Here is a 10,374-nt window from a genome sequence, read left to right as displayed (position 1 = left end):
ACCAGCAGTATATCCCATCATGAGAATAAAGCTAGTTGCAGCCACTGCTCCAACACTAATTAAGGCTTTAGTTTTGACTTTATTTAACATCTTAGACCTTCTTTCTATAAAAACTAGGTCAAGAATACCAGATAAATCTTGAAAAAAGTATCACAATAGAAAAAGGACTCTACATTGAAAAAAGAATCCTTAATTTTTTATAATACTATCAAATAATTGTCTCAAATTCACCGAGCTTACCACGGGAAAAACGAGGCCTGAGTAAAAAAAGCGTACGGTATTTAGACCCCCAAAAAACCGAAATGCGTTGAAAGCGTATGATCAGTTTTATCATGACTAGATAATAGATGATGAAAATCAGGAATATCCAAAATCATATTCTTATGAAAACTCTTTTGAACTTGTGAAAAGCTTATGTTAGTCATGTTTTAGAACTCTTTTCACGACAACCAACTCCCCATCCTTGATTTCCCAAATCTGATCAAAGCGTGATAGCATCTCTTCTTGACGGTGAAGTGTAAGGACGACAGCACTTGACAAGCTAAGTACCTTGTCTAATTCCTTTTGAAATTGGCTGGCATCCAAAGCAGAAAAAGGCTCATCCATGATAATTAGCGGACTATGACGATTTTTCTCCCGATTGAGATACATGTGCTGTTGCTGACCACCTGACAGGGACTGGGGTGGTATCTTTTCAAACTTTTCATCCCTAAAATTAGCCTCAAAAGTCTTGAAAATAGTGACATTATTTTCATAAGATGAGATAAAGGTGTGCTCCTGTTGCAAAATCATACCAAATTTGCCCCAGAGTTGATGAACAGGGAGATGATCAAGTAAGATTTCGCCTTGAAAATCTCGGTCAGTCCCGTTTAAAATGTTGAGCAGACTACTCTTTCCAGAACCATTTTCGCCGATGAGGGCAATCTTGTCCCCCTTGCGAATTTCAACGTGGGGAATAGTCAAGCTAGACTCCCCCAGTCGCTTGGTGATATGGTTTAGCATCAGGGTCTCGAAAGACATCTGAGGTGCCTGAACAGCGGACGGACGGCTGACAATTGCTTGAAAACTTTGCACCACAGGTTTGACCGACTCCAGCATTTGCAAGTCGTATAGGATTTCCTGAATTGGCTCCGAAAAAGCAGTGATATAGCCAAAGCTAGCCACAACCTCAGGAATACCCAACTGCTGGGTGGCAAGGGAGTAAGCGAGATAAGCGAAAAGGACAATGCTGATAAACTCAAAGGAAAGCCCTGTCAGCAGAATACCCATGATTTTGGTCAAACCGTAACCCAAATACTTATCCTGCAAGGTATTGAGAGCATTTCGTTGCTGGTCCTGAAAGCCAGACAAGGTGACTTGATTTACCAGATGGTGTCCCTTGAGCAAATCCTCCAAAGTACGATAGTAATTTCCCTGCTTTTCTAGATAAACCTGCCGACGTTGGGCGGTTAACTTCCCCACAATCTTGGGAATTTGAATACTGACAGCTGTCGAAACTAGCAAAATCAAAGCGACCAAAGGATTGATGGTGCGACTAATCACCACAGTGTAAATGAGAATCCGCAGAATTTGCTTGATAAAACTCATAAGAGGTGGTAGGTAGTCCTTCTCCAAGGAATCTAGGTCGTTTGATTGATAGGAAATGTATTCTGCCACCGTTTTCTGCTTGAAATCGTGGTGACTCAACTCCAAAAGCGAATGAAACCAGTCATTTTTAAGATGAGTGGAAAAGAGAATTGCCTGCTTCCAATCCAAACGCATCTGGATATAGTTGCAACCCAGATAGCACAACACCGCCAGGCAGTAACCATACAAGGCGATTTGATAATGCCCCCTAACCAATTCCTGAGTGAAATAGGGTAGCAAGGCAGTGCAGACATTGGAAATACCACCAAAAACCAGATTAAAGAAAAGATACCAACGCAGCGGTTTAAGATAAATCTGCATAGACTATACTCCTTGCTAAAGCTGTTTTTTTGCATATCGTAGAACAATTTCTACTGTCTCCCGATTCTGATAATGCAATACCAGGACATTACGTACAATAATATGACTAGATTATACCATAATAATTAAAGTTTTAATTAATTTATTAAAGGAGGTTTCACATGAATATTCCCAAAAGAAGATTCATAATGATTTTACTTGAAATCATCATTATCATCGCCTTATAATTACAATTCTGTAATTTAGCCCCTATATAAAAAACAGCTGAACAACCTTGTTCAACTGTTTTTTTACTCTCTTTTCCAACTGATAATTTTTAAAATACCAAAGACAAGAAATGCTAGATTAAAAGTTACATAAAATCCTGTAAAACTTATCAGACCATTCTGGGATAGATCTTCTATGTAGAGGTTTGGTTCAGTAAAGAACAAATAAATTCCATAACCCTCAACGAAAATAAGAAAACTGACAAAACCAATCAGGAAAAGTCCACTGGCAATCAGAAAGAGTCTCCATAAAAGAATGAGAATTCCTCCTACTGCTAAAAAAATTACTGGGACAAGGAGTAAATCATTCATGACTTTCTCCTTTCTAGTCAATCAATTGACGATAATGGGTGGCAAGAGAGGAATCAAATTCCTCTAGCTTTTGAACTAAGTCCAAATACTCCTCTTTTTCATGTTCTTCAAAGTCCACACTTCGATGATTCTGAAGAGAGATTTCCAATTGACTAGTGAGTTCTCGTTTAGAAAAACTGTAATCGCCTGTCACTTCCTCATAATGTTCCTTTAACTCCTTGTAGGCTTGGTATTCTTCAGGTGTTTGAAATCCCTGTACCAAGGCCTCTTCTAATTGATAATAGGTATCTTCCATCATAATCGTTACCTCGTTTCTTTCTATCTTTATTCTACCGCGCTTTTCTTTTCTTGTCCGCTATTTATATATATTTTTTAATCTAATTCAAAAGAAAGTTGTTCTTGCTTTTCTTTTCCTTTTTCGTGGAATTGCCGTAAGGCCTGATCAATAATATCTAAATCCGTTTCTGTTTCAATCAATGGCGCGAGTACATCGTATTCGCCCTTTTTAGTTTGATAATCCTCTTCCTTTGGAAAATTTTTCTCAATTTCTACCTTAGCAGTAGTCCATTTATCCTTTAATTCATCCAATAAGTTCTGAGTTTTCACTTGGTCATCTTTAATGTGGTCTATCGTATGTTGGAGTCTTTGAATTGTCCCCAAAGGAGAATACAAGTCTAAACTGACAGAATACTGATTTTCTCCTACAATCTTAACAGAGAAAGTTTCAGGAAGAGGTTGATTTGTTGGAAGACTAAGCATTTTAATGTCAAATCCTCGATAACTAGCTAGGGTACGGAATTCTTTGCTGTCAGCTTGATTATGACGGATAAGACGGTGTAGAGATTCCCCCGCTTCAGCTCGTTGATCAAAAGCTTGCTTACCTATCATCATAGAAAATGCCTGGTCTTTCGACATTTCAGACTGTTGAATATCTCCATCATACTTGATTAATCGTTTCTCAAGAATGGGCATATTTTCTTCACAGTAGGAGATTGTGTGACGATAGTGATCCTTGCTGCGTTGAAAGGCGCGTCTTTGATTTTCTAATAGAGTTAGATCATTCTCTAGTTCCATCTTATATTTGAGATAAGGATTACCTGTTGCTAGTGCCTTAAAATCAGAAGCTGTCATGGTCTGCTCATCAATGTCTTCTGCAGCACGAATCGGCTCCTTAGAAGTCATAATCTGCTTAATATAACGGAGTTTGTTCTCCTGAGTTGCCCATAGATAATTATCAAACGAACCTTTGGTAATGTAGTGGTAAATATCCACTTCCTTGTTTTCATCTCCCTGTCGGATAATCCGTCCATTGCGTTGCTGAATGTCAGTCGGTCATTTTTTGCGGACAGTTCATACATGCTATCCTTTTCTGTTCTCTGCTCCTGCGTTTGCTCTCGTTTGATTTCTCCCTCCGTATCTTCTTGGCACAAGCAGGACAATACCTTGATGCACCAGAGCCCGGGACATATTCAACGCCGCACACCGTACAATTTTTAGCGGGCATTGCTGCCCACCGTTTTGTAGGTATGATATGTAATTCATCGACAAAGCCGATGAATTTATAGTAAATCTTGATTTCCTGCTTCACTGTTCCGTCTGCCATCTTCTCACGCTCCGAAACAAGTATCTTGTCTATGAGTGCGTTTATAACTGTTGCATCCAGTTCTTTTAAGCCTTGATAATTTCGGATAAGGGCGAGGAAGTCACGGATTCCCCGTGATTTCTCGTAGCTTTCATTAAGAGTTTCCGTCACCTCTTTCAGCCTTGCTTCAATTTCAAGCTGCTCTTTCTGGTATTTCCCCGACATCATCTCAAAATTCCGCTCGGTAATACGCTCCATGACCTTATCCTCGTAGAGAGAGGAAAACAGCCTGTCCAGTTCCGCAAGGCGTTTGTTCAGCTTCTTACGTTCTTTCTCTAATGCTTTCGCCCTGCTCTGGTCTGTTTCCGTGAGCCGCTTTTCTATGGCCCTGACCGCCTTTTCATCATTCACTGCCATATCCGCAAAACAGTTGATGTCGGCAAGAACGGCATTGAATAAATCCCTTGCTTCTATATTGTGGGCACTACACTCGCTTCTTCCGTTTCTTGCATAATTATTACATGAATACTGTACACAGTCGATAATCTCTGGGCGTTTCCTCCTGTGTACGTTCATTGCCCGCAGAGCACATCCGCAGTCCACACACTTGATAACGCCTGCAAAAATATTTACAAATCCTCCCTTGTTCTGTGGAAGCCTACGACTTGTAATAAGCTGTTGGACAATATCAAATTCCTCCTGCGTGACTATTCCCTCATGGGTATTGGGTATCACTTCCCATTCTTCGGGCAGCTTAGAGGGGCGTTTCTTGCTTTTCATATTGGCGGCAATCCGTTTGTAGCCTACAAGATTTCCCGCATATATCGGGCTTCTTAAAATGCTCCTCACGCTGTTCCCACTCCAAATATAGCGTTTGTCCTCGTTCCCCTCAAAATGACGTTCAAAGCCTGTTTCGCCACGCTCCGCCGCATAAGCGGCAGGGCGTAGGATATGCTGTTTATTAAGATGTCTGCAAATTTTGGCAACTCCATTCCCTTTTAATGCAAGGTCGAATATCTCTTTTACAACATGTGCCACTTTATCATCTATCAGCAGATGGTTGTGGTCGGCAGGGTCTTTGATATAGCCATAAGGGGCGGTAGTTCCCATGAATTTCCCCTGTTGAAACCTCGCCCGATATGCCGATTTTATCTTAACAGATATGTCAGCGGCATACATTTCGTTTAAAATGTTGCGGAAAGGCGTGATGTCCATAGCAGATTTATTCAAGGTATCTACGCCGTCATTGACCGCTATATACCTCACGTTATGCTCTGGGAAGAAAACTTCCAGATATAACCCACAATCAAGATAGTTTCTCCCCAGACGGGATAAATCTTTCGTAATCACGCAGTTTATCAGACCGCTTTCAATGTCTTTTATCATATTCTGGAAACTTGGTCTTTGGAAATTTGTACCAGAATAACCATCGTCCACATACGTTTTTGCTATGTGCCATCCCTGCTTTTTCACATAATCCGTGAGGATGGATTTCTGTGTCGCAATGCTCGCACTCTCGTTATCCGTACCATCGTCTTTAGATAAGCGGCAATAAATGCCGACTAAATAGATTTTCTTTTCTTCTTTGATTCCTGCCATACTGTAAAACCTCCGTATCTGTCCTATCTGTTTTCATGTCCCATTGCGTACATTCTAAGCGGACAGCCCCTCATTGTCGAAGGTGTCGCCCTCGGCAATCTTCTTCCGAATATCCTCGGAGATAATCGGGACAAACGCTTCTGTAACGGTCTGTGTGCCGACATATTCACGGCTGATTATCATCTGCACTGGTGCTTTTGGCACGATACGCTTTCTCTTTTTATCTGCTTTCTTATCCTCGCCCATACTTAAATCTTCCTTTCCAGACAGGGCAGGGAAGAGTTTGGAAATGTCCCCGCCCTGCCAATCAGATACCATTAATCCTCGCTGTTTAATTCTTTCTGTAATGCTTTAAGGAGTGCCGCCGCTTCATCAGCGTTCAGCGTGATTCCCTTGCCGCACTTTTCACGGTTCGGGGAAAAGCTGCGGATGTCATACTTCGGCTCTTTCCCATTCCATGAAATGAGATTGATTTCCTTTGTGTAGCCACTGTCGCCCGTAGACAATACTGCGATTTCCTTTACGATTTCATACTGGATTTCTCTCATTCTCCATACCTCAACTCTCTGTATTTACTTCCCGAAAAAAGAAGATTAGCGGCTGTCACGGTTGCGTTTCCTCTGCAACTCACGCTCCAAAAGTTTGATGATGGTTTCCTCCATCTGCTTCGACGTTGTGTTCTTCGGAAAGTATTTTTTCAGCTTGCTTGTGTTGATTTTCAAGGTTTCTTTCTGGTTGCCCTTTTCCTCCGTCATAATCGCAAATATCGTATCCATGTCAAGCCGCCCGCTCTGGCTTAACTGTTTCATCCGCTGTGCCTGTGAGAGTGAGGGCGTTGCTTCTTCGCTCTCCATCGTGGCAAAGAGGTTTTCCTGCTCGTCTTTCTTCAAGAAGGACAGTTCCACCGCAGGCGTGAGGGCGATTTTCCCCTCGTCCACCATCTGCAAAATCGGCGGTATCAGTTCCGTCAGGCGGATAAAACGCTGCACGGTCATCCTGCCCACGCCGAAGCCCTGTGCCACCTTGTCGTCCGTCCGCAACTTCGTCACAACTTGTGACGAGGTTAAGTCTGTGCGGAAACCCTGCCGCTTCATGGCTTCGGATTTCATCTTGTAAGCAAACGCCCGCTCCGATGGCAGGATATTCTCACGCTGCAAATTGCTGTCTACAAGGGTGATGATGGCTCGGTCACGGTCTAAGGGCAGGACAAACGCAGGCACGGTATTTATCCCTGCAAGTTCAGAAGCACGGACACGCCGCTGTCCTGCAATCACTTCATAACCGTCCCCGTCCTCTTTCGGGCGTGTGATTATCGGCGTGACAATGCCAAATTCCTTGATGCTTTCCGCTAACTCTGACAGTGTTTCATCTTCTGCCACATGAAACGGATTGTCGGGGAACGGGTACAAGTCTTTGGTCTTTAACACCTTAAAATCCTGTTTCTTCATTCACATATCTACCTTTCTTTCGCTCTGCTTCTATGATTTTTCTGCAATTCTTCCAACACTTCGGGCGGTATTTTTGACAGCAGCCGCCCCATCTGCTCGTTGGTTCTCTGCAATTCAAATATCTTCTGATTCGCTTTCTGCACCTTTAGTTCCTGCTCGTACTTTTCATCACGCATACGCCCCGCATAGTCTGATTCCTGCCCAATTCTCTCTTTCAAACTGTCGATATACGCCTGCTGTTTCCCGATTTCCTTAGAGAATTTCTCCACGTCTGGCAGCCATGCAGAGAGTAAATCTAACGCTTTATCCCTTTTCTTCCCTGCGTTAAAGGCGTTGATGTCGGATAGGGCAGACACGATTTCTTCATACTGTTTATCAAGCCTGCCGCCTAATTTATAGAGCCATGTGGGGACGTGTTTCCGCTTGGTTTCCATTGAGGACTGCCCCCGTTCAAGCTGATTCCACCGTGAGGACATCCGCTCATGGTAGGCGGTCTGCCACTCGGATAATGATTTCTGGTTGCCTAAGATAGCTTTCGCTGACAGCTTATTGTCTGGCGTAATCGGCACAAAGCAGAGGTGCATATGGGGCGTTCTCTCGTCCATATGGACGACAGCGGAGAGGATATTCTGCTTTCCAACACGCTCCGAAATGAAGTCAAGAGCCGTCTGGAAATACGCTTTTTGTTCTTCGGGCGGTAACTGGTTCATAAATTCTGGTGAAGCTGTGATGAGCGTTTCCACCATCATCACGCTGTCTTTCCTTGTCCTGCACCCCGCTTCGGCTACCATGCGGTTAATCTCTTTCTTGTAGGTGTACTTTGGTGGTGCTATGAGATGGTAATTGTTTTTAGAGCGTTCCATATCTATATCTGGGTTGCTTTTGTAGGCTTCTTTCTTCCGCTCGTTGTGGCGTTCACAAGCCGCAACGCCGCCCGCTTTTCGTTTCTGGAAACGCAGGATTGCATAAGGCATAGGCGGATTCCTCCTTTCTTTCGGCGGGTGACCGTCCTTTGGGGTGACAGCGGTGACGGTGGTGACAGCAGTTTTGGGATACCCCCTGCCGACTGCCGCAACTGTCACCCTCACCCCCTGCATGACGGTCATGTCGATGATGACGGTGTTTTTGGGATACCCCCCTCGCAAGAGCCGTCACCGTCATGCCGCCATTCTTTTATCCGAAGCCGTAAGGCGTAGGATAGCAGGGCACAGCCCTGCCTTAAGGGAGTCCAGAGGGAACGTCTGGCACACGACTTTGCAGGGCAAAGTGTAGTGTGTTACACCCTGTAAACGCAGTCGGAAAAATCGGAATGATTTTTCTGACCGCAGGGGTGGTTTTACACGACCGAAAAGGGCGAGTAAATCTCACGCCTGCATTTTGCGTTTACGGGGTGTTCTCCCGTAGGGATGACAGCGGCAGGGTATCCTAAAATCACTGTCACCACCGTCACTGCTGTCACCCGCAGGGCAGAGCCGCCAGCTTTACATGGCTTTAAGCGTCAATGACAGTAACAGGGGGGTATTCTAATATCGCTGTCACCACCATCACCGCTGTCACCCGCCCTCCTTGCAAGGGCAATCCGCCTGCCGTCTTTCCTGCGGCTGTACTGGTAGCAGATACGGTTCTCGCTTAAAAATGTGGTGCGTTATTCATTCAGCCATTTCGTAATCACCGTGGGTATGGTTTCCGTTTCCCCCATAGCGGCTAACAGTTCCGTTGCCGTGCCTATCCATTCTTCCTTATCCCTCATAAAATCCACCAACCGAAAAAGGACATCTGGTATCGTTTCTTTCGCAAGCTGCTCCTGCGTTTTCCGCTCCACAAGCTCCCAACGGCAATCACGGAAACGCAGCGTGTATTCCTGATAAGGCGTGTCCCTGCCCGTCACATACAGCTTGGCGGTGTCAGACGCACGTTTCTCCTTTTCCAGAACAAAGGTAGCGTCCGCACTCCCCGTTAATCCTGTCGTCCCAGACACCTTGTTGAACACGTCGCTGTCATTCTGCTTTCGGATGTGGTGTACGACAATGACCGCCAGAGAGTGCCTGTCGGCAAAGTCTTTGATGAGGGAGATGTCCCCATAGTCGCTTGCATAGGCATTGTCTTTTGAAGCTGTACGGACTTTCTGCAAGGTATCAATGACAATGAGCCTGCTGTCTGGGTAATCTTTCAGATAATCTTCAAGCTGCACGATAAGACCGTCTGACAGCTTGCAGCTTGCCACGGCAAAGTGGAGCCGCCCGCTTGCTTCGTCCGTCAAACGAAATAACCTGTCCTGTATGCGGCAGAACGTGTCCTCAAGGCAGAGGTAAAGCACATCGCCCTCCATTGTCGGCATATCCCATAAAGGGATTCCCTGCGACACGCATAAGCATAGCTTCAGCATGAGCCAGCTTTTGCCTATCTTCTGTGAGCCGCAGAACAGCGATAAGCCTGTCGGGATAAGGCTGTCCACCACAAAGGATGGTTTCTCAAGCGGTTCATAAAGGAGCGTTTCGGCGTTGACTGTCTGTAACTTCTGCATGGCTTTCCTCCTTTCGGGCGGTGTCTTTGTTTTCGTTGCACATAGGCGTTGACCTCCTTAAAAATAGATTTACTCCCACGGAAAAAAGTGAGAGTATGTAATGCCGCCAATCCCACACAAATAAAAAACAGATTTCTTTTTCGGGCGGTGTCGGTCACGGTTGGAGATATTTCTTCAATTTCCGCCTTTACTTTCTCCTTTGCAATCGCAACAGATTTCTGTATTGCCGAAGCGGTGCAATGCTCCATAGCGGCGATTTGGTAAAAATTGAACTCATACTCGTAGTAGAGCAGGAAACGCCGCCTTTGTATCTCTGGAAGGCTCCCAACCGCCTTATAGAGCGTTTCATTCCGTTCTTCCTCAACCATGCGTTCATCAAGGCTCTTAGGCACACGCAACGCCCGTCTGTAAAGGGTTTCGTCCCATACCTCGTTAAACTCCCTGTGCCGCTCGTCCCATTAGAAAAGATTCCTGTTCCTGCGCTCCATCTGCCGAAACTCCATAAAGAACTGTTCCGACACTTCCAACTCGTGGGATTTGCCCTGCCCGTCCTTAAAGCTGATAAAATACCTTGTGCCGCTTTCCGTGGATTCCTCCCGAAGCGTGTATGCCTTAACCCTGTATGCCATCCTGTTGTCCTCCTGCAAAAAATGAGTGAGGGGATTTCCATCCCTCACCCAGTAGCCCGCAGGATGG

Annotated in this window: 8 protein-coding genes and 4 pseudogenes; all 12 read right to left on the bottom strand. The window is 44.8% G+C overall.

Annotated elements, in window-relative coordinates:
* A pseudogene (locus GEZ84_RS03075) lies at nucleotides 1-90 on the bottom strand (peptidylprolyl isomerase); the annotation flags it as partial.
* A gap of 327 nt (nucleotides 91-417) precedes the next feature.
* Nucleotides 418-1,947: an ATP-binding cassette domain-containing protein gene (locus tag GEZ84_RS03070; RefSeq protein ID WP_153223437.1), complete on the bottom strand. Its 1,530-nt coding sequence runs from the start codon at nucleotides 1,945-1,947 to the stop codon at nucleotides 418-420.
* A gap of 290 nt (nucleotides 1,948-2,237) precedes the next feature.
* Nucleotides 2,238-2,525 carry a DUF5966 family protein gene (locus tag GEZ84_RS03065; protein ID WP_049534661.1) on the bottom strand — a complete coding sequence of 96 codons (288 nt, stop codon included), beginning with the start codon at nucleotides 2,523-2,525 and terminating at the stop codon, nucleotides 2,238-2,240.
* A 13-nt stretch (nucleotides 2,526-2,538) separates the two neighbouring features.
* Nucleotides 2,539-2,823, bottom strand: a complete 285-nt coding sequence (locus tag GEZ84_RS03060) for a DUF5962 family protein (RefSeq protein ID WP_049534662.1) — start codon at nucleotides 2,821-2,823, stop codon at nucleotides 2,539-2,541.
* Nucleotides 2,824-2,897: 74 nt separating this feature from the next.
* Nucleotides 2,898-3,857, bottom strand: a pseudogene (locus GEZ84_RS03055) (helicase SNF2); the annotation flags it as partial.
* Nucleotides 3,850-5,706, bottom strand: coding sequence for a recombinase family protein (locus GEZ84_RS03050; RefSeq protein ID WP_001820670.1), 1,857 nt, complete (start codon nucleotides 5,704-5,706; stop codon nucleotides 3,850-3,852). The gene GEZ84_RS03050 and the pseudogene GEZ84_RS03055, both read right to left, overlap by 8 nt.
* 54 nt (nucleotides 5,707-5,760) lie before the next feature.
* Nucleotides 5,761-5,952: a hypothetical protein gene (locus GEZ84_RS03045; RefSeq protein ID WP_001820669.1), complete on the bottom strand. Its 192-nt coding sequence runs from the start codon at nucleotides 5,950-5,952 to the stop codon at nucleotides 5,761-5,763.
* 71 nt (nucleotides 5,953-6,023) lie between these two features.
* The gene (locus tag GEZ84_RS03040; protein ID WP_001206986.1) at nucleotides 6,024-6,254 is read right to left on the bottom strand and encodes a YdbC family protein; all 231 of its coding nucleotides are present in this window, start codon (nucleotides 6,252-6,254) and stop codon (nucleotides 6,024-6,026) included.
* 45 nt (nucleotides 6,255-6,299) lie between these two features.
* Nucleotides 6,300-7,154: a ParB/RepB/Spo0J family partition protein gene (locus tag GEZ84_RS03035; RefSeq protein WP_153223436.1), complete on the bottom strand. Its 855-nt coding sequence runs from the start codon at nucleotides 7,152-7,154 to the stop codon at nucleotides 6,300-6,302.
* Between the two features lie 8 nt (nucleotides 7,155-7,162).
* Entirely contained in the window at nucleotides 7,163-8,128 is a 966-nt protein-coding gene (gene mobV, locus GEZ84_RS03030; RefSeq protein WP_001820668.1) for a MobV family relaxase, read from the bottom strand.
* A 524-nt stretch (nucleotides 8,129-8,652) separates the two neighbouring features.
* Nucleotides 8,653-9,678 (bottom strand): annotated as a pseudogene (locus GEZ84_RS03025) (AAA family ATPase).
* Nucleotides 9,679-9,832: 154 nt separating this feature from the next.
* Nucleotides 9,833-10,307, bottom strand: a pseudogene (locus GEZ84_RS11050) (RNA polymerase sigma factor).
* Nucleotides 10,308-10,374 lie beyond the last annotated feature (67 nt).

The organism is Streptococcus mitis (assembly GCF_009496155.1).
Lineage (GTDB): Bacteria > Bacillota > Bacilli > Lactobacillales > Streptococcaceae > Streptococcus > Streptococcus mitis_BQ.
This window is presented reverse-complemented; position numbering and strand designations above follow the sequence as displayed.

Coding starts and splice junctions, on each gene's coding strand:
- GEZ84_RS03070 (WP_153223437.1), bottom strand. CDS start 1,947: ATGCAGATTTATCTTAAACCGCTGCGTTGGTATCTTTTCTTTAATCTG.
- GEZ84_RS03065 (WP_049534661.1), bottom strand. CDS start 2,525: ATGAATGATTTACTCCTTGTCCCAGTAATTTTTTTAGCAGTAGGAGGA.
- GEZ84_RS03060 (WP_049534662.1), bottom strand. CDS start 2,823: ATGATGGAAGATACCTATTATCAATTAGAAGAGGCCTTGGTACAGGGA.
- GEZ84_RS03050 (WP_001820670.1), bottom strand. CDS start 5,706: ATGGCAGGAATCAAAGAAGAAAAGAAAATCTATTTAGTCGGCATTTAT.
- GEZ84_RS03045 (WP_001820669.1), bottom strand. CDS start 5,952: ATGGGCGAGGATAAGAAAGCAGATAAAAAGAGAAAGCGTATCGTGCCA.
- GEZ84_RS03040 (WP_001206986.1), bottom strand. CDS start 6,254: ATGAGAGAAATCCAGTATGAAATCGTAAAGGAAATCGCAGTATTGTCT.
- GEZ84_RS03035 (WP_153223436.1), bottom strand. CDS start 7,154: ATGAAGAAACAGGATTTTAAGGTGTTAAAGACCAAAGACTTGTACCCG.
- mobV (WP_001820668.1), bottom strand. CDS start 8,128: ATGCCTTATGCAATCCTGCGTTTCCAGAAACGAAAAGCGGGCGGCGTT.